This window comes from Cupriavidus sp. 86D6, from assembly GCF_057815095.1.
Genome location: NZ_JBYPSB010000001.1, coordinates 651,387 through 672,570, shown reverse-complemented (window position 1 = coordinate 672,570; position 21,184 = coordinate 651,387). Strand labels below are relative to the sequence as shown.

Annotated in this window: 21 protein-coding genes and 1 tRNA gene; 8 read left to right on the top strand and 14 right to left on the bottom strand. The window is 65.2% G+C overall.

What is annotated here, in order from left to right; translation table 11 throughout:
• Positions 1-29: 29 nt before the first annotated feature.
• The 5 genes from AC3G88_RS03095 to AC3G88_RS03075 form a co-directional block, all read right to left on the bottom strand.
• A complete protein-coding gene (locus AC3G88_RS03095) occupies positions 30-1,025 on the bottom strand; it encodes a 2-hydroxyacid dehydrogenase (protein WP_488770477.1) in 996 nt (331 codons plus the stop codon).
• Positions 1,026-1,030: 5 nt separating this feature from the next.
• Complete coding sequence (locus AC3G88_RS03090; protein WP_488770478.1) at positions 1,031-2,461, bottom strand: sodium:proton antiporter; 1,431 nt, start codon at positions 2,459-2,461, stop codon at positions 1,031-1,033.
• Positions 2,462-2,667: 206 nt separating this feature from the next.
• The gene (locus AC3G88_RS03085) at positions 2,668-3,354 is read right to left on the bottom strand and encodes a LutC/YkgG family protein (protein WP_488770479.1); all 687 of its coding nucleotides are present in this window, start codon (positions 3,352-3,354) and stop codon (positions 2,668-2,670) included.
• A gap of 69 nt (positions 3,355-3,423) precedes the next feature.
• Complete coding sequence (gene pncB, locus AC3G88_RS03080; RefSeq protein WP_153945436.1) at positions 3,424-4,602, bottom strand: nicotinate phosphoribosyltransferase; 1,179 nt, start codon at positions 4,600-4,602, stop codon at positions 3,424-3,426.
• Between the two features lie 92 nt (positions 4,603-4,694).
• Positions 4,695-5,243: a hypothetical protein gene (locus tag AC3G88_RS03075; RefSeq protein WP_488770480.1), complete on the bottom strand. Its 549-nt coding sequence runs from the start codon at positions 5,241-5,243 to the stop codon at positions 4,695-4,697.
• 441 nt (positions 5,244-5,684) lie between these two features.
• Here AC3G88_RS03075 and fdxA point away from each other — a divergent pair, with 441 nt between their 5' ends.
• The 6 genes from fdxA (at position 5,685) to rpsU (ending at position 9,785) form a co-directional block, all read left to right on the top strand.
• On the top strand, positions 5,685-6,008 hold the full coding sequence (gene fdxA / locus AC3G88_RS03070; protein WP_066731019.1) for a ferredoxin FdxA: 324 nt from the start codon (positions 5,685-5,687) through the stop codon (positions 6,006-6,008).
• A gap of 138 nt (positions 6,009-6,146) precedes the next feature.
• Positions 6,147-7,250 carry an NAD(P)/FAD-dependent oxidoreductase gene (locus tag AC3G88_RS03065; RefSeq protein ID WP_092594285.1) on the top strand — a complete coding sequence of 368 codons (1,104 nt, stop codon included), beginning with the start codon at positions 6,147-6,149 and terminating at the stop codon, positions 7,248-7,250.
• Positions 7,251-7,492: 242 nt separating this feature from the next.
• Positions 7,493-7,568, top strand: a tRNA-Asn gene (locus tag AC3G88_RS03060).
• Between the two features lie 173 nt (positions 7,569-7,741).
• Positions 7,742-8,581 (top strand): AraC family transcriptional regulator, encoded by an 840-nt coding sequence (locus AC3G88_RS03055; protein ID WP_249641098.1) that lies wholly within the window; start codon positions 7,742-7,744, stop codon positions 8,579-8,581.
• 25 nt (positions 8,582-8,606) lie between these two features.
• Positions 8,607-9,221 carry a LysE family translocator gene (locus tag AC3G88_RS03050; RefSeq protein WP_488893105.1) on the top strand — a complete coding sequence of 205 codons (615 nt, stop codon included), beginning with the start codon at positions 8,607-8,609 and terminating at the stop codon, positions 9,219-9,221.
• Between the two features lie 351 nt (positions 9,222-9,572).
• A complete protein-coding gene (gene rpsU / locus AC3G88_RS03045) occupies positions 9,573-9,785 on the top strand; it encodes a 30S ribosomal protein S21 (protein WP_066731027.1) in 213 nt (70 codons plus the stop codon).
• 93 nt (positions 9,786-9,878) lie between these two features.
• Here rpsU and AC3G88_RS03040 read toward each other — a convergent pair whose 3' ends face one another.
• The gene (locus AC3G88_RS03040) at positions 9,879-10,496 is read right to left on the bottom strand and encodes a LysE family translocator (protein WP_488770482.1); all 618 of its coding nucleotides are present in this window, start codon (positions 10,494-10,496) and stop codon (positions 9,879-9,881) included.
• A 195-nt stretch (positions 10,497-10,691) separates the two neighbouring features.
• On the opposite strand from AC3G88_RS03040, the gene nodI reads away from it, so the two are divergent.
• Positions 10,692-11,585, top strand: a complete 894-nt coding sequence (gene nodI / locus AC3G88_RS03035) for a nodulation factor ABC transporter ATP-binding protein NodI (RefSeq protein WP_400392644.1) — start codon at positions 10,692-10,694, stop codon at positions 11,583-11,585.
• A gap of 16 nt (positions 11,586-11,601) precedes the next feature.
• Positions 11,602-12,456 carry an ABC transporter permease gene (locus AC3G88_RS03030; protein WP_400392641.1) on the top strand — a complete coding sequence of 285 codons (855 nt, stop codon included), beginning with the start codon at positions 11,602-11,604 and terminating at the stop codon, positions 12,454-12,456.
• 120 nt (positions 12,457-12,576) lie between these two features.
• Here AC3G88_RS03030 and purF read toward each other — a convergent pair whose 3' ends face one another.
• From purF to trpB, 8 genes are all read right to left on the bottom strand, one after another.
• Complete coding sequence (gene purF / locus AC3G88_RS03025; RefSeq protein WP_400392635.1) at positions 12,577-14,109, bottom strand: amidophosphoribosyltransferase; 1,533 nt, start codon at positions 14,107-14,109, stop codon at positions 12,577-12,579.
• A gap of 117 nt (positions 14,110-14,226) precedes the next feature.
• Entirely contained in the window at positions 14,227-14,724 is a 498-nt protein-coding gene (locus AC3G88_RS03020; protein WP_488770483.1) for a CvpA family protein, read from the bottom strand.
• 95 nt (positions 14,725-14,819) lie between these two features.
• A complete protein-coding gene (locus AC3G88_RS03015; protein ID WP_488770484.1) occupies positions 14,820-15,575 on the bottom strand; it encodes an SPOR domain-containing protein in 756 nt (251 codons plus the stop codon).
• A gap of 73 nt (positions 15,576-15,648) precedes the next feature.
• Positions 15,649-16,959, bottom strand: coding sequence for a bifunctional tetrahydrofolate synthase/dihydrofolate synthase (gene folC, locus AC3G88_RS03010; RefSeq protein WP_488770485.1), 1,311 nt, complete (start codon positions 16,957-16,959; stop codon positions 15,649-15,651).
• Between the two features lie 78 nt (positions 16,960-17,037).
• A complete protein-coding gene (gene accD / locus AC3G88_RS03005) occupies positions 17,038-17,910 on the bottom strand; it encodes an acetyl-CoA carboxylase, carboxyltransferase subunit beta (protein ID WP_066731042.1) in 873 nt (290 codons plus the stop codon).
• Positions 17,911-18,126: 216 nt separating this feature from the next.
• Complete coding sequence (gene trpA, locus AC3G88_RS03000; protein WP_400392621.1) at positions 18,127-18,924, bottom strand: tryptophan synthase subunit alpha; 798 nt, start codon at positions 18,922-18,924, stop codon at positions 18,127-18,129.
• A 17-nt stretch (positions 18,925-18,941) separates the two neighbouring features.
• Positions 18,942-19,889, bottom strand: a complete 948-nt coding sequence (locus AC3G88_RS02995; RefSeq protein WP_400392618.1) for a DNA-methyltransferase — start codon at positions 19,887-19,889, stop codon at positions 18,942-18,944.
• A complete protein-coding gene (gene trpB / locus AC3G88_RS02990) occupies positions 19,889-21,082 on the bottom strand; it encodes a tryptophan synthase subunit beta (protein ID WP_488770486.1) in 1,194 nt (397 codons plus the stop codon). Before trpB ends, AC3G88_RS02995 begins: the two co-directional genes overlap by 1 nt.
• Positions 21,083-21,184 lie beyond the last annotated feature (102 nt).

The window sequence follows — 21,184 nt, the reverse complement described above, 5'->3', positions numbered from 1 at the left end:
GAAATAGAAAAGCTGGCGATCCGCGCCGATCAACGGCGGCGCGGCATGACCTCGGGATTGATCACGGTCTGTGGCTTGCCGGCCTGCGGGCCGGCGTCCAGGGCGGCGATCAGGTTGTCAGCCGCCAGATTGGCCATGGCACGGCGGGTCTTCTCCGACGCGCTCGCAATGTGCGGCGTCAGCACGACGTTCGGCACGGTCAGCAGGTCGGGATGCACGCTCGGCTCGCCCTCGAACACATCGAGTCCTGCGGCAAAGATCTTGCGATCGCGCAGCGCGGCGGCCAGCGCGCCGTCATCGACGATGCCGCCACGCGCCAGATTGATCAGCGTGGCCGTGGGCTTCATCAGCGCCAGCTCCGCGGTGCCGATTGCATGGTGGCTCTCGGCACTGTACGGCAGCACCAGGATCAGGTGGTCCGACTGCTTCAACAGTTCGTCCTTGCTGACATAGCGGGCGTTGAGCGATTGCTCGACATCAGCCGGCAACTGGCTGCGGTTGTGATACAGCACCTGCATGCCAAAGCCCGCCGCACGGCGCGCCAGGCCCTGGCCGATGCGGCCCATGCCCAGGATGCCCAGCGTGCTGCCGTACACGTCCATGCCCACCAGCATGTCGTAGCTCCAACGTTCCCACTTGCCGGCGCGCAGGTAGTGCTCGCTCTCGGTCACGCGGCGCGCGGTGGCCATCAGCAGCGCCCAGCCGAAATCGGCAGTGGTCTCGGTCAGCACATCGGGCGTGTTCGTCGCCACGATGCCCGCGGCGGTCAGCGCCGGCACGTCGAGGTTGTTGTAGCCCACCGCCATGTTGCAGACCGCCCGCAGCTGCGGCAACGCGGCAACCAGGTCGCCATCGATTCTGTCCGCCGCATTGGCCAGCACGCCGGCCTTGCCGGCCAGCCGCGCCCGCAACGCCGCGGCATCGAGGACCACGTCCTCCTGGTTGGCATCGACATCGAAATATTGCGAAAGACGCTCGATCACGTCGGGGAAGATGGCGCGCGTGACAAGGACAGGGGGCTTCATGGCAGTCATACGTGGAAGAAGAGGAACGTCATCACCAGGAACAGCGGCACCAGCACGGCGCAGGACCACGCCATGTAGCCGAAAAAGCTCGGCATGCGCACGCCACGGCTTTCGGCAATCGCCTTGACCATCAGGTTGGGCGCATTGCCGATATAGGTATTGGCGCCCATGAACACGGCGCCCGCCGAGATGGCGGCCAGCGTCGAGGCATCGCGCGTCATGAGCGTGGCCGCGTCGCCGCCGGCGGTATTGAAGAACACCAGGTAGGTCGGCGCGTTGTCCAGGAACGACGACAGGATGCCGGTGGCCCAGAAGTACATGCTGTCGATCGGCTGCCCGTTGCTGTCGCTGACCGCCCGGATCACGCCGGAAAAGGCACCATCGGTGCCGGCCTTGAGCATGGCGATCACCGGAATGATCGTCAGGAAGATGCCGGCGAACAGCTTGCCCACTTCGAGCATCGGTTCCCAGTTGAACTCGTTGCCGCTGCGCGCGGCGTGCGGCGTCGCCACCAGCGACACCAGCGTCACCCCCACGAGCAGCCCGTCGCGCACCAGCGCGGGCAGCGGTACTTCCGTGCCCATCACGTCGAATGCAATGCCCGGCTTCCAGAGCCCGCTCATCAGCACCAGGCCCACCACCGCCGCCAGCAGCAGGAAATTGATCTTGCCTTCGAGCCGGATACCGGCCGAGTCCGGCGTGGGGTCCTGCGCCTGCGGCAGTTCCTCTTCGCGCCTGAGAAAGTAGTACCGGTCGATGGCGTAGAAGAGCGCCAGCAGCACCACCCAGATAAAGATCGTCTCGGGCAGGATATTGCGCAGCGTCCAGGAGAACTCCACGCCCTTGAGGAAGCCCAGGAACAGCGGCGGATCGCCAAGCGGCGTCAGCGCACCGCCGGCATTGGCCACCAGGAAGATGAAGAACACCACCACGTGCGCCACGTGGCGCCGGTTGTCGTTGGCGCGCAGCAGCGGGCGGATCAGCAGCATCGCGGCGCCCGTGGTACCCATCAGGCTGGCCAGCACCGTACCCAGCGCCAGGATGCCCGTGTTCAGCCGCGGGGTGGCGTGCAGGTTGCCCCGCACGCAGATACCGCCCGCCACCACATAAAGCGCGGTCAGCAGGACGATGAACGGAATGTACTCGGCCAGCAGCGCATGCACGGCGTTGGCCGCGGCCGCGTGCAGGCCGAACTGCGCGGCAAACGGCACGAGGAACAGCACTGCCCAGGCCGCGGCGATCTTGCCGTAGTGGTGATGCCAGAATTTCGGCGCAACCAGCGGAAACAGCGCGATCGACAGCAGGATACCGGCGAACGGCACGCCCCAGACGGGCGACAGCGCGGCGCCATCGACATCGGCGGCCAATGCCAGGGCTGGCGACAGCAGCAAGGTGGCAAGCAAATATTGAGCAAGCAGCGTGGCGACACGACGCATCAGACAGCAATCTCCTTTATCGCAACACACGCCGGGACAGGTGCGAGGCACGGCTTTGCGTGTGAGACAGACGACAAGGCGCACGCGTCCGGATTGGTTACCAGGGCGGTGGGACGGCAGCACGCGGCGAAGGGCTCAGTGTAAAGCAAACCCTTTTGAGAATGGTCTGAAAGTGCCTCGATATGCAGCGCCGCAGGGCGCGCCGGTCATTGCCGATCGACCAGGATCACGTGCACCCGATACGGGCCGTGGGCACCCAGCACGATGGTCTGCTCGATATCGCCCGTGCGCGAAGGCCCGCTGATGATATTGGTGGCGCGCGGCAGCTGGCCGTGTTCGGCGCGCATGCGCGCGAACGCCTCTTCCAGATTGGCGACGATGCGCGAGACCGGCACCACGGCGATATGGGTTTCCGGCAGCAGCGCGGCCGATGCGAAGGTATCGGGCCCCGACAGCAGCATCAGCGAGCCGGTCTCGGCAATCGCCACGAAGCAGCCGGTAATGCCGACGAGGTCGCCATGTTCGCGGTCCGCCTGGGGCTCGCGGACCGGCGGGCGGCACTCGACCTCAAGACCCTGCGCCGCCCACGGCAGGTCGGCCAGGCTGTTCCAGGCCACGGCGCGCCGCGTCAGCTTCAGACCATCCAGATAGTGCAGCACGGCGCCGGGCACCTCGGCCAACGTAGCCACGCGGTCCACTGTGGACGCCATCTTCTGCGCCTGCACGCTGAAGGCGGCGGCACGGTCTTCGGCCACCTCGGGCTGGGGCCCCTGTGGATGACGCGCCAGGTAATCGGCCACGGCGTCGCGCTCGCCCTGCGTCACCGTCGCTCCCCTGCCCTGGGCGGCACGAATGCGGGCGAAGATGCGGTCACGGGCGGCGTTCGTTTCCATGGTATGGGCCTGATCGGTTGCGGGGCTCGGCGATTATAAGAAAACGGCTATGGCGGCGGATGAATCCGGCTAAGCGGCCGGCTGAACTTCGAACACCTGCCGCAGGTAAGACAAGTAGCCCGGATCGTCGCACATGGTCTTCTCGGGTGTATCCGACAGCTTGGCCACGGGCTGGCCGTTGCAGCGAACCATCTTGATGACGATCTGCAGCGGCGTGTAGCCCAGGTCGTTGGTCAGGTTCGTGCCTACGCCAAACGCCAGCTTGCAGCGGCCATGGAAACGCTCGTATAGCTCGATGACCTTCGGAATGTTCAGCGCATCGCTGAAGATCAGCGTCTTGCCGCGCGGGTCCACGCGGTTGGCGGCGTAGTGCGCGAGCATGCGCTCACCCCATTCGAACGGGTCGCCGGAGTCGTGCCGCACGCCATCGAACAGCTTGCAGAAATACAGGTCGAAGTCGCGCAGGAACGCGTCGAATCCGTAGGTATCCGACAGTGCGATGCCCAGGTCGCCGCGATACTCGCGGGCCCAGTTCTCCAGCGCGTAGACCTGCGAATCGCGCAGGCGCGGGCCCAGCGCCTGGCAGGCCTGCAGGTACTCATGCGCCATCGTGCCCAGCGGCGTCATGTTGTGCATCCGCGCAAAATGGACGTTGCTGGTGCCGGCCAGTTGCGGCCCCAGGATGTCTCGCATCGACAGCAGCACCTCTTCCTGCCAGTCGCGCGAGAAGCGCCGGCGGGTGCCGTAATCCGCGATCACGCAGTCCTCGTATTTCGACGACTTCAGCAGGGCGAGCTTGGCCTCCAGCCGGCGGCGTCCTTCGGCCAGATCGGCCTGCGGCTGCGTCCGGCGGAAGTACACCTCGTTGACGATGGCCAGCAGCGGAATCTCGAACAGGATGGTATGCAGCCACGGCCCGCGGATCGTGATATCGATCTCGCCGTTGCCTTGGGCGGACGGCTGCACGACCACGTACTTCTCGTTCAGATGGAACAGCGCCAGGAAATCGACGAAATCGCTCTTGATAAAGCGCATGCCGCGCAGGTAGAGCAGCTCGTCGTCGGTAAAACGCAGTTTGCAGAGCTGGCGGATCTGGTCGCGGATGTCGTCGACATACGGCGTCAGGTCGACCCCGGCGTTGCGGCACTTGAAGCGGTATTCGACCTCGGCCTGCGGAAAGTGGTGCAGCACCACCTGCATCATCGTGAACTTGTACAGGTCGGTGTCGAGCAGGGAACGGATGATCATAGCGAAGCCAAGGCTGGGGGCGCGGCGAAGTCAGGCCACCATGCTAACCGAAAGTCACGCGCGGCATGGAGATGGCCGGCGCGGGCGCGGGGTCAGCCGCCGTCGAGGCCGCGCAGCGCCGGCGAAATCTGGCGACCCGGCCGCTTCGATTGCAGGCACCAGAGCCGCTGCCCCTGGTCGCCATCGCAGCTGACCAGCGTGGCCTGGCTGCGCGGCACGGCCGCGGGTAGCGGATCGGCGAAATTGGCGGAGGCCGCCATGATGCGCTCCTGGTAGACCGACTGCCCTGCCCGGTCGAAGCGCAGCACCTGGATCAGGGTGTCCGGCGAAGGCTGGAGATCCTTGTCGCACGGCAGGAAGCCTTCGCGATTGCAGTTCGCCATGGCCATCCCCGCCGGGGTCCGGACCACACTGAAGCTGTCCCAGTCGAAGGCGGTCAAGGCAGACAAGGTCACGGGCTGGTCGGTACGCGCACGCCACGCCACCAGGCGCGACACCACGCTATCGGCCATCTCGCCCTGCCGGGGCGGCGCGGGCTGGGCGGCTGCCTCCATGCCCACCATGGCGCAAAAAAGCACGGCGGCCCCGGTCAGAAAGACCGTCCGACGCCCCCTGCCGCGCCCCATCAGGCTGGCTGCCATAAGCAAATCCCCTTGCAAGTTTGCCTTCGATCAACTCGAGCGCAACGGCCGGAAACGGAATGAAAAGCGCCTGCGGGGGCACCCGCTGGCCCGAAAAGCCGCGCAAAACACAGGGAAATACTAGCTGGAGAGGCCGCCGAGCGGGAGATCGCTCCGCCCGCAAACCTGCGCCAGACGCGCCTCAGCGGCCGATTTCGCACCAAAAATACATAAAGAAATAAGAAAACTATCTGACCCGGCTATATAGACTCACTATCCTTGCGAGAAGGCTCAGCTACAATATCGGTCTTTGAAAGGCCTCGGCCCTCGCTCGCCCCAAGTTATCCCGATTGACACGCACGGTGTTTGGCGCGTACCCGGACAACTCGCAAGAACGACCGGCAAGAATCCGGCCTTGGACAAACTCCCCATCGAAGACCGATCCGTTTTTCTGGAACCGAAATGACTCACGTTGTCACCGAAGCCTGCATCCGTTGCCGTTACACCGACTGCGTTGATGTGTGTCCGGTCGATTGTTTCCGCGAAGGCCCGAACTTCCTGGCCATCGATCCCGACGAATGCATCGACTGCGCCGTGTGCGTGGCCGAGTGCCCGGTGAACGCGATTTACGCCGAGGAAGATGTGCCCGGCGACCAGCAGCAGTTCATTGACCTGAACGCCGAGCTGGCCCGCAACTGGCCGTCCATCACCAAGACCAAGGCCCCGCTGGCCGAGGCCGAGGAATGGAAGGACGCCACCGACAAGCTGCAATACCTGCAACGCTAAGAGAAGACTGACGCAACGGGTGGCGGATACCTGCCGGCGGCACGCCGGATCTGCCTGCCCGGCGTCGCAGAAAGCCGTCCCCACGCGCTTTCCCGTAATACCGGGCACCTGCCGTGCCCACAACGTATCAGGACGAATATGGACTTGAGCATTCCAAATCCCGTGGCCGACGCGACCCAGCAGGCTGGCGGCAACAACGGCGGCCAGCCGCTGGAAATCGACGCGCTGATCGTTGGCGCCGGCCCCGTTGGCCTGTTCCAGGTGTTCGAACTCGGCCTGCTCGAAATCAAGGCGCATGTGATCGACTCGCTCAAGGTAGTGGGCGGCCAGTGCGTGGAGCTGTATCCGGACAAGCCGATCTACGACATCCCGGCCGTGCCCATCTGCACGGGCCAGGAACTGACCGACAACCTGCTCAAGCAGATCGAGCCGTTCTCGCCCACGTTCCACCTGGGCCAGGAAGTCAGCGTCGTCGAGCGCCGTGAAGACGGCCGCTTCTTCGTCGAGACGTCGCTCGGCACCCGCTTCATCACCAAGACCATCTTCATCGCCGCCGGCGTGGGCTCATTCCAGCCGCGTACGGTCAAGGTGGAAGGCATCGACAAGTTCGAAGGCAAGCAACTGTTCTACCGCGTGAAGGATCCGAGCCGCTTCCATGGCCGCAACCTGGTGATCGTGGGTGGTGGCGATTCGGCGCTGGACTGGGCGCTGGACCTCCACGGCAAGGCCGAGTCGATCGTGCTGATCCACCGCCGCGACGGTTTCCGTGCCGCCCCGGCCTCGGTGGCCAAGATGCGCGACCTGTGCGAGCAGATGGAAATGCAATTCATGGTCGGCCAGATCGGCGGCTATGAAGAGAAGGACGGCGTGCTCACCGAGATCAAGGTGACCGGTGGCGACGGCGTGACGCGCCGCATGCCGCTGGACGACCTGCTGGTGTTCTTCGGCCTGTCGCCGAAGCTCGGCCCGATCGCCGAGTGGGGCCTGGACCTGGAGCGCAAGCAGATCAAGGTGGATACCGAGAAGTTCGAGACGAACATCCCGGGCATCTTTGCCGTGGGTGACATCAACACCTACCCGGGCAAGAAGAAGCTGATCCTGTCGGGCTTCCACGAAGCCGCGCTGGCAGCGTTCGGCGCCGCGCCGTACATCTTCCCGGACAAGAAGATCCACATGCAATACACGACGACGTCGCCGAAGCTGCACAAGGTGCTGGGCGTGGAATCGCCGGTGTTCGATTGACCTGTCGAAGGCCAATGCAAAAAAATCGCCTCCGGGCGATTTTTTTGTTTGCACAATTTAAAAAGCTGGCTATAATGCGGCCTCGCTGTTGAACACGGCAATGCAGCAAAAGGCGGAAACGCCCAGTGCTGGCCGGTTTCGAGGCGAACCAGAGTTCCAACGACAACTTCTGACGAAAACAAAACGTTAAAAAGTTGTTGACGAAACGAAGAGAAGCTGGTTATAATTTCTTTCTCAGCTGTTCCCCGATAGCTCAGTCGGTAGAGCGCCGGACTGTTAATCCGTAGGTCCCTGGTTCGAGCCCAGGTCGGGGAGCCAACCGATAGAAGAGGAAGGCCGATGCGAAAGCATCGGCCTTTTTCTTTTTCCGCCGCGCATCCCAATCGCGCGCCGTCGCACCGGCAATCCCCCCTCCCCGCACAAACGTTCCAGAAAGCCCTGGCCGATGTGGCTATGATGAACAGCCGCATACGCCAAACCAGGACCCCGCAGTGAGCCCCCAGAGCTGGATCGACCTCAAGCAGGATGCCGACACCGGCATCGAGACGATTCGCGCCCATTTCGAGGGCCATGCGTACGATCCGCACTGGCATGACAGTTACCTGGTCGGCTACACCGAACAGGGCATCCAGCAGTTTCATTGCCGGCGCGAGGTTCAGCGCAGCGTGCCGGGCAAGGCCTTCACGCTGGAGCCGGGTGAAATCCACGATGGCTACGCCGTGACGCCCGAGGGCTTTACCTACTCGATGCTGTATCTGGACGCCCAGTGGATGGCGCGCGAACTCCGCGCGCTGTTCGACGATGCTCCGGCGCACTGCCAGCCCGCCTTCGCGCGTACGCTGAGCGAAGATCCGCAACTGATCGAAGCCATCGGCCATGCGTTCACGGTGCTGCAACAGCCCGAACTGCGCATCGTCCGGCAGTCCGCGCTCGACGCCCTGCTGGCCCGGCTGACGTCCAATCTGCGCTGGCGCACGGCACACGCCATCGATCCGCGGCTGCCGCTGGCAGCCCAACGCGCGCGCGACTACCTGCATGACCACGTGGACCAGGACATCGGCCTGGACGACCTGGCCGCCGCCGGCGGCGTGGACCGCTATCGGCTGACCCGCGCCTTCAAGGCCGCGTTCGGCATTGCGCCACACGCCTACCTGGTGCAACTGCGGCTGGCGCGCGCCCGCCATATGCTGGCACGCGGCGCCACGCCCGCCGACGTGGCCACGGCGCTGGGATTCGCCGACCAGAGCCATCTAGGCCGATGGTTCCGCCGGGCCTATGGCCTGACGCCGGCCCACTATCGCAAACGCTGCTCAAATCTTCCAGACGCCTAGGCGGCGCGGCCGCAACAATGGCCGCATGAGCGATACCCTGCCCTTTCTCCCCTTTCTGATGTTTGCCGTCGTGGCGTCGATCACGCCCGGGCCCACCAACGTTATCGTGCTGAGCCACAGCGCACGCCGTGGCGTGGCGGCTACGCTGCCGATCATCGTTGGCGGCTGCGGCGGCGCCGCGCTGCTGGTGCTGAGCGTCGGCATCGGCGTCGGCGACGCACTGGCCACCCATCCGTTCCTGCAGCGCGCCATGGCGTGGACCGGCGTGCTTTGGCTGTCCTGGCTGGCCTGGCAGATCTGGCGCAGCCCGGCATCGGCCGTTGCCACGGACGGCAACGAACCACCCCGCAAGCCGCTCGGGCTCGTAGGCGCCGCCGGCCTGCAGCTGGTGAACCCCAAGACGTGGATGATGGCGCTGGCCGTCGTCAGTGTCTTTGCCGGCCATGGCGCCGACCAGCCGCATCAGGTGATGCGGCTGTCACTGATCTTCTTTGTCGTGTCGCTGCCCTGCATGGGGGCGTGGGCAGTGCTGGGCGCCGGGGCCGCGCGCTTCATTCGATCGCCCGCGCGGCTGAAGCGGTTCGAACGGCTCCTGGCGCTGGTGTTGCTGGCATCGGCGTGGGGCAGTCTGTTGCCTTGACGCAAAATCCATTGAAAAGGCGCTCTCAAGCACATTTTCTGGGGTATAGTCTTGGATTGCCCTGAATAGCTTGACTCCCGTCCGGTATACCTGTAAAAGCTTACCGGCGTATTTCTTGCGCAATATCCACGGAAACAGGTAGTCGCCAAGTTTTTACCTAGCTAGGAAAATTTGGCCCGTCACCCCTGACACAGGCAGTATGGATTTCGGTCCGTAGCAGGTTCTAGGGGGCGCACCACGGCATTCGCCGCAGCGTGCGATACCAACGTCTCGGAAGGCTCCGGAGCCGGACGCGACACGTTTCCCTCCTATGAACCCACCGCCTCTGGCGGTTATTCCTGAAGGACTGAATTGACTAAGATCGTTCTGAAACCGGGCGAGCCCGTTGAAGTTGCAATGCGTCGTTTCCGTCGCTCCATTCTGCAGACTGGACTGATCGTGGAACTGAAGAGCCGCACCGCCTACGAAAAGCCGACGACCGAGCGCAAGCGCAAGAAGAAGGCTGCCGAGGCCCGTCTGCGCAAGCGTCTGCGCATGCAAATGCTGCCGAAGAAGCTCTACTGATTCGGGCTTGCCAAAAGAAAAACCGCCAGTTCGCTGGCGGTTTTTTTTCGTCCGCGTTCCCGCGTGCCGGGCCGGGAACGCGATGGCGGGCGCTCAGGTGCGCGTGGCGATCAGCGCGCCGGCACCGATCAGCGTGATGCCGCCTGCGCGCTGCACGTTGGCCTGTGCGCGCTGCGAGGTCAGACGCGTGGCCAGCGAGCGCGCCAGCAGCGCGTAGACCATGGCGTTGGCCGTGGCCAGCACCACGAACGTGGGAATCAGCACCACGGCCTGCGGCCAGAACGCCAGCTTTGCATCGATGAACTGCGGCACGAAGGCCACGAAGAACACGATGCTCTTCGGATTCAGCGCCGTCACCAGCCAGGCCTTGGCAAATCGCTGGCGTCCGCTGCCCGACTGCGCCGCCACATCGAGCGAGCGCGCCCGGCCAGCCGTGCGCAGCGCCTGCACGCCGAGATAGACCAGATAGGCCGCGCCTGCCCATTTCAGGCCCGTGAACAGCGTGGCAGAGGCTGCCAGGACGGCGCCCAGGCCCGCCATCGACAGCGTGAAGGCGGTGAGGTCGCCGGCGGCCACACCGCCCACCGTGGCATAGGCGCTGCGGCCGCGGTGCGCGAGCGCATCGCCAATCACCAGCAGGATGGTCGGACCGGGAATGATCAGCACCACCACGCTGGTCAGTACGAATGTGATCCAGTGCTCGAAGGACATGCGCTCTCCTGTTGCGTCGTCATTGTTGTTCTGAAGACGCCAAGCGTACGCCTGTCCGCCCAGCCCCGCCAGCCTGCCGATATGCCGCCGCGAATGGAATTGTCTTGCTGCGATGCGCCAACAATGCGTCACGCGATGGCCGGCATAATGGCGGATATCGCTCGCAAGGACCTCGCCTTGACCGCCATCCTCCAGATGCGCAATGTGCGCAAACGCTACGGCGACCAGCTCGTCGTCGACAATCTCGACCTGGAAGTCCAGCCCGGGCAGTGCTTTGGGCTGCTGGGCCCCAACGGCGCCGGCAAGACCACCACGCTGCGCATGCTGCTGGGGCTGACCACGCCCGAATCGGGCACGCTGACGCTGTGTGGCGAGCCCATCCCGCTGCGCGCCCCGCAGGCCCGCATGCGCGTGGGCGTGGTGCCGCAGTTCGACAATCTCGACCCCGACTTCTCGGTGATCGAGAACCTGCGCATCTTCGGCCGCTACTTCGGGCTGTCGTCCGCCCGGATTGCCGAACAGGTGCCCCGGCTGCTGGAATTCGCGCGGCTTGAGAACAAGGCCAATGCGCAGGTGCGCGACCTGTCCGGCGGCATGCGCCGGCGCCTGACCGTGGCGCGCGCGCTGATCAACGATCCCGACCTGCTCGTGATGGACGAGCCCACGACCGGCCTCGACCCGCAGGCACGGCATCTGATCTGGGAGCGCCTCAAGTCGCTGCTTGCCGCGGGCAAGACGATTCTGCTGACCACGCACTTTATGGAAGAGGCCGAACGGCTCTGCAATCACCTGTGCGTGATCGATGCCGGGCGCAAGATCGCCGAGGGCAAGCCGCATGAGCTGATCGATCGCGAAATCGGCTGCGATGTGGTGGAGGTCTACGGCGACGAGCTCGAACCCCTGCGCGACACGCTGACGCCATTGGCCGACCGGTGCGAAATGCGCGGCGAGACGCTGTTCTGCTACGTGCGCCAGCCCGATCCGCTGCTGGCCGCCCTGCACGGCAAGGGCGGCGTACGTTACCTGCACCGGCCCGCCAACCTCGAGGACGTGTTCCTCAAGCTGACCGGCCGCGAGATGAGAGATTGAGACACGGATGACCGAGATGAGCGAACAGGACCCCCGCAATCCCGACATCGCAATTTCGCCAGGATCTGCGGCGTCGACAGCCCCCCAGCACTATCCCCAGCCCCTGCTGCCACGCAACGGGCGCAACTGGATGATGGTCTGGTATCGCAACTACATGGTCTGGAAGAAGCTGGCCATCCCGTCGATGATCGGCAACCTGGCCGATCCGATGATCTACCTGTTCGGCCTGGGCCTGGGCCTGGGCCTGCTGGTGGGCCAGGTGCATGGCGTGTCGTACATCGCCTTCCTGGCGGCCGGCACCACGGCGTCCAGCGTGATGATGTCGGCCAGCTTCGAGTCGATGTATTCGGCCTTCTCGCGCATGCACGTGCAACGCACGTGGGAAGCCATCATGCATGCGCCGCTGACGCTGGGCGACGTGGTACTCGGAGAAGTGCTATGGGCCGCCAGCAAGGCGGTGCTGTCGGGCGCCGCGATCATGATCGTGGCGGGGCTGCTTGGCTACGCGCAGTTCCCGGGCGCGCTGGCCGCCCTGCCGGTGATCGTGCTGGCCGGCATTGCGTTCGCGAGCCTGGCGATGATCATCACGGCGCTGGCGCCGAGCTACGACTTCTTCATGTTCTACCAGACGCTGGTGATGACCCCGATGCTGCTGCTGTCGGGCGTGTTCTTCCCGCTGGAACAGCTACCCGAGGGCGCGCAGAAGGCGACGATGGTCCTGCCGCTGGCGCACGCGGTGGCACTGATTCGTCCGCTGATGCTGGGAAGGCCGGTGGAGAATGCCGCGCTGCATCTGGCCGTGCTGGCGGCCTATGCCATCGTGGCGCTGGTGGTGGCCCTGGTACTGCTGCGCAGGCGACTGCTGCGCTGAGGGCGCTGAGGGCGCCGAGGGAATATCGAAGACGCCCTCCCCCGCCGGCGGGGAGAGGGCCACACGGAAGCCTTGCTGACCCAGACCGCGCAGCAGAGTGCGCAATCTGATGGCTTGTCGTTATTCGTTGCCGCCCGATCGTTGCAGATGCAGTTGCGAACGTTCGGTATCGCCACCGTTGCTGCCTTCGCGGTCGGCCTGGCTGCGCGCCGTTTCCAGGCGATCCAGGTAGGCCTCGTCGATATCGCCGGTGATGTACTTGCCATCGAAGCACGACGCGTCGAAGTCACGCAGGTTCGGGTTGATGTCGCGCACGGCCTGCTTCATCGACTCCACGTCCTGATACACGAGCTGGTCGGCGCCGATCATGCGCGCCACTTCCTCGTCGGTGCGGCCATGGGCCACCAGTTCGGCGCGCGTGGGCATGTCGATGCCATACACGTTCGGGAACTTCACGGGCGGCGCGGCCGAAGCGAAGATCACCTTCTTGGCGCCGGCGTCGCGGGCCATCTGCACGATCTCGAATGACGTGGTGCCGCGCACGATCGAATCGTCGACGATCAGCACGTTCTTGTCCTTGAACTCCACGCCCATGGCGTTGAGCTTCTGGCGGACCGACTTCTTGCGCACTGCCTGGCCCGGCATGATGAACGTGCGGCCCACATAGCGGTTCTTGAAGAAGCCCTCGCGGTACGGCACGCCGAGCGCGTTGGCCACCTGCATGGCGGCCGGGCGGCTCGAATCGGGAATCGGCATGACCACGTCGATCTCGCCGGCCGGCACTTCGCGGCGGATCTTCTCGGCCAGGTAGTCACCCATGCGCAGGCGGGCATCGTAGACCGGCACGCCGTCGATGCACGAGTCCGGACGGGCCAGGTACACGAATTCGAAAATGCAGGGCGTCAGTTGCGGATTGTCGGCGCATTGCTTGCTGTGGAACTTGCCGTCCAGGTCGATGAAGATCGCCTCGCCCGGCGCCACGTCGCGCTCCATGGTGTAGCCCATGCCTTCGAGCGCCACCGATTCCGACGCAATCAGGTATTCCTTGCCGGTCGGCGTGTCGACGCTGCCGATGCACAGCGGGCGGATGCCGAACGGGTCGCGCACGGCCAGCAGGCCATAGCCCGAGATCTGCGCCGTGATGGCATAGGCGCCCTTCACGCGGCGATGCATGCCGCTGACGGCCGTGAAGATGGTCTCCGGCTCCAGCGACTTGCCATTGCTGGCGCGCTGCAGTTCGTCGGCCAGCACGTTCAGCAGCACTTCGGAATCCGAATGCGTGTTGATGTGGCGACGGTCGCGGCGGAACATCTCCTCGCGCAGCTGATCCGAATTGGTCAGGTTGCCGTTGTGGGCCAGGATGATGCCGTAGGGCGCGTTCACGTAGAACGGCTGGGCTTCTTCCTCGCTCGACGCGGAGCCGGCGGTCGGGTAGCGCACCTGGCCGATACCGGACGTGCCCGGCAGGCCGCGCATGTTGCGCGTGCGGAACACATCGCGCACCAGGCCGTTGGCCTTGTGCATGTGGAAGGTGCTGCCATTGGCCGTGGCGATGCCGGCTGCATCCTGTCCGCGGTGTTGCAACAGCAGCAGGCTGTCATAGATGAGTTGGTTGACAGGGCTGGTGGAAACCACGCCGACGATACCGCACATGCCGAACTCCCAGGAAAGGCAAATTGATTCAGGGGGCGCCGTTCCGTCATGTACGCGACGGAACTGCGTTGATACTGCGCCGCGAGCGCCCAACGTTCAAGCACTCGCGTCTTCGATTCAGGTCTTGACGTACCTGGCCAGGTCGGGCGGCAGCCATTGGCGCAGCTCCCCCATCGCCTGGATCACATACGGGCGCGACACCGCGTCACGCCAGAACGGCTCGTCGGGCAGCTTCGTGAGCCCCGCCAGCACGACGATCAGCATCACGATCAGCACGCCACGCGCCAGGCCGAACACCAGGCCCAGGCCACGGTCCGCCGGCTTCAGGCCGGTGGTTTCCAGCAACTGGCCGAGGATGGCCCCGGCCAGCGCCGACACGATCCACGTGCCGAAGAACACGGCCAGGAAGCCCAGCGCACTGCGCGTCAGTTCGCCGCCCGGCAGAGACTCCGGCATCCATTTCGCGGCCATGCCGCCAAAGTGATACGCCAGCAAGAACGCCACGACCCAGCCCACCAGCGCCAGCATCTCGCGCACCAGGCCGCGCAGCACGCCAATCAGCGCAGACGCCACCAGAATGAAGGCCACGCCATAGTCAAAAAAGGTAAAAGCCATGCGTGCGATGCGGGTTCCTGTCAGATGGGGGCAAACTGCCGCCCTGCAATCGGTACGTAATCGGGACGTTATCGGCTACGTCGCTGCCCGGGACGCTACTGCTCCACCACCTTCGAGGTCAGGCCGATCGCCCGCACCTTCCTGTCGGCCGCATCGGCCGCATCGCGGCTGGCGAACGGTCCCGCGCGCAGCAGGATGCGGTCGCCGTCGGCCAGCGCCTTCTTTTCGACGAACGCCGGCACCTTGCTCTCCTTGAGCTTGGCCAGCCAGTTCTTCGCGCGCTCTTCCGAGGAGAACGCGCCGATCAGGATCAGGTATTTGGTATTGGCGGCGGCAGGCTTGTCGGCCGGCTTATCGGCCGGCTTATCGGCCGGCTTGGCCTCGGCGGCCTTGGTCTCGGCCACTTTGGTCTCGACCTTGGCGTCGGCCCTGGGCTTGTCCACGGCCGGCGCGGTGACGATTTCCTCGCCTGCATCGAGCGCGGCGTCGTTGCGGCCGGCGTTGGCCGACGGCGGCAGCGCCTGTGCCTTGCGCGCCTCGACCTTGGGCTTCTGCGCGCCCTGGCCGTTGGCCACGCTGACGGCCACGTCGTCGGACACGGGCCGTGGCTTGTGCTCGAACACGATCGGCAGCACGATGACGGCCGCCGCAAGCAGCACCACGGCGCCGATCAGGCGGCGACGCGCACGTTGTTTCTGAGGAAAGTCGGGATCGAGGGTATCGTCCGCGTATTCGTCGGCCGTACGGCGCGACGCGCCGATGCCGGCGCCGGTTTCCGCACGCGTGCGGCGACCGCGTTCGGGTGCCGGGTCAGTGCCCTTGCGGGACGAGAACAGCGAAAGCAGGCCCATAAATGCCCAAAGAGTGGTGTTCGGTGTGATGTCGTTCCGGCCCGGGAGTTCAGCCAGACATGCCGACTGGCATTCAGTTGGCCTGCGTGGCGCGATATGCCATCACGCCAGCCACGGTGTAGAACGATCCGAAGACCAGGATTCTATCATTCTCGGTTGCACGCTCGACAGCATCGCGATACGCCAGTTCCGGACTCGAGAAGCACGCCGCCGTGTTATCCGGCCCTTCCCGGAAGCCCGTGGCGTCCAGTGCCTCGCGTAGGTCACTAGCCGTGGCGGCGCGCGCCGTGGGCAGGTCGCACAGGCACCAGTGATCGACCTTGTCGGCCACGTGGCGCAGCACGCCGGCGATGTCCTTGTCCGCCATGGCGCCAAACACCGCATAGGTGTAGCGGAAAAACCCCATGTTCTCCATGTTCTGGCCGAGGGTGGCCGCGGCATGCGGATTATGCGCCACGTCGAGGATCACGGCCGGACGCCCCGGCATCACCTGGAAGCGGCCGGGCAGCTCCACGAACGCCAGCCCGTTGCGCACTTCCTGCGCACTGACCGGCAGGCGCGGGCGCATGGCCTGCAGCGCGGCCAGCGCCGCCGACGCATTCAGCAGCTGGTTGGCGCCACGCAGCGCCGGGTATCCCAGCCCATTGAGCTTGCGGTCGCGGCCGGTCCAGTCCCATTGCTGGCGCTCCTGGCCCGCCGCGGCCTGGTGGCGGAAATCGCGGCCCACCAGCCAGAGGTCGGCGCCGATGGCCTCGGCATGGTCGATCAGCGATTGCGGCGGCATCGGGTCGCCGCAGATGGCCGGCACGTTGGGGCGGAAGATGCCGGCCTTCTCGTAGCCGATCTTCTCGCGCGTATCGCCCAGGTACTGGGTGTGGTCGATATCGACGCTGGTGATGACCGCGCAGTCCGTGTCGATCACATTGACGGCGTCGAGCCGGCCTCCCAGGCCCACTTCGAGGATGATCGCGTCGAGCCCGGCCGATGCAAACATATGGATGATGGCCAGCGTCGTGAACTCGAAATACGTCAGGCTGACCGGATCGGCAAAACTCGTGCGGGCGCGCTCCACGGCCTCGAAGTGCGGCAGCAGCTGCGCGTCGGTGGCCTGCTCGCCGTTCAGCCGGGCGCGCTCGTTGAACCGGATCAGGTGCGGCGACGTATGCAGGCCCACCTTGTAGCCGGCCTCCAGCAGGATGCGTTCCAGCATCGCGCAGGTGGACCCCTTGCCATTGGTGCCGCCCACGGTGAACACCACGGCGTCGATGCGCAGCCCCAGTGCTTCCTTGACGCGCGTGATACGCGTCAGACCCATGTCGATGCCCACAGGATGGGCGGTTTCCAGGTGTTGAAGCCAGTCGGGGAGTGTGTGGAAGATGGGCATGCTGAGTTACGACACGACTAAAAACAAAATGGCGCGGGTGGGTACCCGCGCCATTGTCCTGCAAATCACGCTACCGCGTCAGGCCACCGCATCGGCCGGCTGCTTTTGCAGCAGCGCCAGCAGCTGGGCAATTTCCGCGCGCAGGCGGCGACGGTCGACGATCATGTCGATGGCCCCCTTCTGCAGCAGGAATTCGGCGCGCTGGAAGCCTTCCGGCAGCTTTTCGCGCACGGTCTGCTCGATCACGCGCGGGCCGGCAAAGCCGATCAGCGCCTTGGGCTCGGCGATCACCACATCGCCCAGGAACGCGAACGATGCCGACACGCCACCCATGGTCGGGTCGGTCAGCACGCTGATGAACGGCAGTTTGGCGTTCGACAGCTGGTTCAGCATGGCCGTGGTCTTGGCCATCTGCATCAGCGACAGCAGGCTTTCCTGCATGCGCGCGCCGCCCGTGGCGGTCACGCAGATAAACGGCACCTTCTGCTCCAGCGCAGCCTGCGCGCCACGCGCAAAACGCTCGCCCACCACCGAGCCCATCGAACCGCCCATGAACTCGAACTCGAAGCAGGCCACGACCACCGGAATGGTGTGGATCGCACCGCCAACGACCACCATCGCGTCGGTCTCGCCGGTGTCATCCATGGCGGCCTTGATGCGGTCCGGGTACTTTTTCGTGTCCTTGAACTTCAGGGCGTCCACCGGCACGATTTCCTGGCCGATCTCGAAGCGGCCTTCGGCGTCCAGCAGTTTGTCCAGGCGCTCGCGCGAGCGGATGCGCATGTGGTGGTCGCACTTCGGGCAGACGTGCAGATTGGCTTCCACGTCGGTGCGGTACAGCGTCGACTCGCACGACGGGCACTTGACCCACAACCCTTCCGGAATGCCCTTGCGGGTGGACGGGTCGGTCTGTTGAATCTTGGGAGGCAGGAGTTTATCCAACCAGCTCATGAAAGCTCCTTTCGGATAACTGCCGCCCGCGCATCGACGCCCCGTTTTCAGGGGGCGGACACAGGGACGGCAGGGAATCAGGCCGCGAATTTACCACGCCCGGCACATCTCGCCTAAGCAAAACGCGCCGATTGTGCCGCTTAAGTCTCAAACCGCCGCAATCGGCAACGATTTTTGCTGCGCGTTTCCGGCAATCGTCACGCTTTGGACACCTTTTCAGGCGTCCAGTGCCTGGCGGATGTCGGCGATAAACGCACGCAGGGCTTCCACGGCCTGGTCGCGCGGTGCGTCTTCGAGCAGCTGCACCAGGCGGCTGCCGATCACCACGGCGTCCGCCACGCTGCCGATCGCGCGCGCCGTTTGCGCATCGCGAATGCCAAAGCCGACGCCCACCGGCAGGTTGGCGTGCTGTTTGATCAACGGCAGGCGCGCGGCCACGCTGTCCAGGTCCAGCGTGGCCGAACCGGTCACGCCCTTGAGCGACACGTAATAAAGATAGCCGCTGGCCACCCTGGCCACGGCGGCAATGCGGTCGTCGGTGGACGTCGGCGCCAGCAGGAAGATCGGATCCATCTGGTTGGCGCGCATCAGGCCGGCAAACGACTCGCACTCCTCGGGCGGGTAGTCCACCACCAGCACGCCGTCCACGCCGGCAGCCGAGGCGGCCTTGGCAAACGTTTCCTCGCCCATGCGTTCGATCGGGTTCGCATAGCCCATCAGCACCACGGGCGTGGTGTCGTTGGTCTGGCGGAATTCCTTGACCCAGGCCAGCACCTGCGTCAGCGAGACGCCTTGCGCCAGCGCGCGCTCCGAGGCGCGCTGGATGACCGGGCCGTCCGCCATCGGGTCGGAAAACGGCACGCCAAGCTCGATCACGTCGGCACCGCCCGCCACCAGCGCATGCATCAGCGGCACGGTCAGCGCGGGCGCCGGGTCGCCGGCGGTAATGAACGGGATCAGGCCCTTCTTCTGCTGCGCGGCCAGTGCCGCGAAAGTCTTCTGGATACGGGACATGTCGTTGACCATCGGAATCAGATAAGGCGCTGCACCGGCGATGCCACGTCATTGGCATCGTCGTTGGCAGCGGCCGGCGTCGTCTCGGTGCCCGCGGGCAGGCCGTCGGCCACGCTGTCGGGCTGGATCGGCGCGTACACGGGCTGCGCGGCCCGCACGCGATCGCGCACCAGCGAGGCATATTGCGGGTTCATCTCGAAGCCGACAAAGCGCCGACCGTGGCGCACGCAGGCCACCGCCGTGGTGCCGCTGCCCGTGAACGGGTCCAGCACCACGCCGCCCGGCGGGCAGCTCGACAGCACCATGCGTTCGACGATCTCCAGCGGTTTCTGCGTGGGGTGATCGGCGCGCTCGGGGTCCTGCCGGTGGATGCGCGGCACGCTCCACAGGTCCTTGGGGTTGTAGCCCACCTCGAGCCACTTCTTGCCCTCGAAGCGCGGCCGGCTGCGGGCCTTCTTGGTCTCGGCATCGTACGGAATGCGCACCGGATCGAGGTCGAAGTAGTAGTCGCGCTGACGGGCAAAGAAGCCGATATTGTCATGCACCGACGAGAACTTGCGCGTGGTGCCGCCCATGCTCGGCACGCGGCGATCCCAGATGATCTCGTTGATCATCGTCAGCCGCTTCTTGAGCATCACGAACAGCTCGGGCGAGTACTGCCACGTGCAGAACAGGTACAGGGTGCCCTTGGGGGCCAGCTTGGGGATGATGGCATCCATCCAGCGTTCGGACCATTCCAGGTAGGCGTCGCCCGACAGCAGGTCGGAATCGTTGCCATAGTCCTTGCCCAGGCCATAGGGCGGATCGGCGACGATCAGGTCGACCGATCCGTCCGCGATGCGCTGGATGCCTTCAAGCGCGTCTTCCTGGTACAGGCGGACGGCTTCGGTGTCGAGGATGTCGAACGGCGCCGCGGCGCCGCCCTCTTCCGCCTGGGTCGTAGTGTCGGGGGGCAGCGCACGCATTACAGCTTCAACCCCGCACGTTCGGCCACGGTGTGCATGTCCTTGTCGCCTCGGCCGGACAGGTTCACGAGCAGCAGCTTGTCCTTGGGCAGCGTCGGCGCCAGCTTGCACGCGTACGCGATGGCATGGCTCGATTCCAGCGCCGGGATGATGCCTTCGATGCGGCAGCAGTCGTGGAACGCCTTCAATGCCTCGTCATCGGTGATCGGCGCATACTGCGCGCGGCCGATGTCCTTGAGCCACGCGTGTTCCGGCCCCACGCCCGGATAGTCCAGGCCGGCCGACACCGAATGGGTCTCGATGATCTGGCCGTTCTCGTCCTGCAGCAGGTAGGTACGATTGCCGTGCAGCACGCCCGGCGACCCGCCCGTCAGAGACGCCGCGTGGCGGCCCGTGTCCAGGCCGTCGCCGGCCGCTTCCACGCCGATCAGCTGCACGTCCTTGTGCTCGATGTACGGGTAGAAAATACCCATGGCGTTCGAGCCGCCGCCCACGCAGGCGATCACGGCGTCCGGCTGGCGGCCGGTCAGTTCGGGCATCTGCACCTTCGACTCCTCGCCGATCACGCACTGGAAGTCGCGCACCATCATCGGATACGGGTGAGGGCCGGCTACCGTGCCGATGATGTAGAACGTGGTCTCGACGTTGGTCACCCAGTCGCGCATGGCCTCGTTGAGCGCGTCCTTGAGCGTCTTCGAACCGCTTTCCACCGGCACCACCGTGGCGCCCAGCAGCTTCATGCGATAGACGTTGGCCGCCTGGCGGCGCACGTCCTCTGAGCCCATGTACACCACGCACTCCATGCCGAAGCGCGCGGCGATGGTCGCCGTGGCCACGCCGTGCTGGCCGGCGCCGGTTTCGGCAATCACGCGCTTCTTGCCCATGCGCCGGGCCAGCAGTGCCTGGCCGATCACGTTGTTGATCTTGTGGGCGCCAGTGTGGTTCAGGTCTTCGCGCTTGAAGAACAGCTGGGCACCGCCGAGCGTCTCGCTCCAACGCTGTGCGTGGTAGATCGGCGACGGGCGGCCGACAAAGTGCTTCAGCTCGCGCTGGAATTCGGCGTTGAAGTCCGCGTCCTGCTGGTAGTGCGCATAGGCGTCGCGCAACTCGTCCAGCGCGTGGACCAACGTTTCGGAAACGAAGCTACCGCCATAGGGGCCGAAATGGCCTCGGGAATCGGGCAAGTCGTACATGTCCAGGCTCTCAGGTGGCGCTCAGCGCACAATAGTGGCGAAGCGCATCAAATTCGGTATCGGGCGATCGGCGCGACCGGGGGCAATCGGGGATGGCAGCGC

Bases quoted from the DNA above. Each gene is read 5' to 3' on its own strand.
- nodI (WP_400392644.1), top strand. From the start codon at position 10,692: ATGCGCAATGTGCGCAAACGCTACGGCGACCAGCTCGTCGTCGACAAT.
- fdxA (WP_066731019.1), top strand. From the start codon at position 5,685: ATGACTCACGTTGTCACCGAAGCCTGCATCCGTTGCCGTTACACCGAC.
- AC3G88_RS03050 (WP_488893105.1), top strand. From the start codon at position 8,607: ATGAGCGATACCCTGCCCTTTCTCCCCTTTCTGATGTTTGCCGTCGTG.
- purF (WP_400392635.1), bottom strand. From the start codon at position 14,109: ATGTGCGGTATCGTCGGCGTGGTTTCCACCAGCCCTGTCAACCAACTC.
- AC3G88_RS03015 (WP_488770484.1), bottom strand. From the start codon at position 15,575: ATGGGCCTGCTTTCGCTGTTCTCGTCCCGCAAGGGCACTGACCCGGCA.
- AC3G88_RS03075 (WP_488770480.1), bottom strand. From the start codon at position 5,243: ATGGCAGCCAGCCTGATGGGGCGCGGCAGGGGGCGTCGGACGGTCTTT.
- accD (WP_066731042.1), bottom strand. From the start codon at position 17,910: ATGAGCTGGTTGGATAAACTCCTGCCTCCCAAGATTCAACAGACCGAC.
- AC3G88_RS03020 (WP_488770483.1), bottom strand. From the start codon at position 14,724: ATGGCTTTTACCTTTTTTGACTATGGCGTGGCCTTCATTCTGGTGGCG.
- trpA (WP_400392621.1), bottom strand. From the start codon at position 18,924: ATGTCCCGTATCCAGAAGACTTTCGCGGCACTGGCCGCGCAGCAGAAG.
- AC3G88_RS02995 (WP_400392618.1), bottom strand. From the start codon at position 19,889: ATGCGTGCGCTGCCCCCCGACACTACGACCCAGGCGGAAGAGGGCGGC.
- AC3G88_RS03065 (WP_092594285.1), top strand. From the start codon at position 6,147: ATGGACTTGAGCATTCCAAATCCCGTGGCCGACGCGACCCAGCAGGCT.
- AC3G88_RS03030 (WP_400392641.1), top strand. From the start codon at position 11,602: ATGAGCGAACAGGACCCCCGCAATCCCGACATCGCAATTTCGCCAGGA.
- AC3G88_RS03090 (WP_488770478.1), bottom strand. From the start codon at position 2,461: ATGCGTCGTGTCGCCACGCTGCTTGCTCAATATTTGCTTGCCACCTTG.
- folC (WP_488770485.1), bottom strand. From the start codon at position 16,959: ATGCCCATCTTCCACACACTCCCCGACTGGCTTCAACACCTGGAAACC.
- AC3G88_RS03040 (WP_488770482.1), bottom strand. From the start codon at position 10,496: ATGTCCTTCGAGCACTGGATCACATTCGTACTGACCAGCGTGGTGGTG.
- AC3G88_RS03085 (WP_488770479.1), bottom strand. From the start codon at position 3,354: ATGGAAACGAACGCCGCCCGTGACCGCATCTTCGCCCGCATTCGTGCC.
- AC3G88_RS03095 (WP_488770477.1), bottom strand. From the start codon at position 1,025: ATGAAGCCCCCTGTCCTTGTCACGCGCGCCATCTTCCCCGACGTGATC.
- pncB (WP_153945436.1), bottom strand. From the start codon at position 4,602: ATGATCATCCGTTCCCTGCTCGACACCGACCTGTACAAGTTCACGATG.
- trpB (WP_488770486.1), bottom strand. From the start codon at position 21,082: ATGTACGACTTGCCCGATTCCCGAGGCCATTTCGGCCCCTATGGCGGT.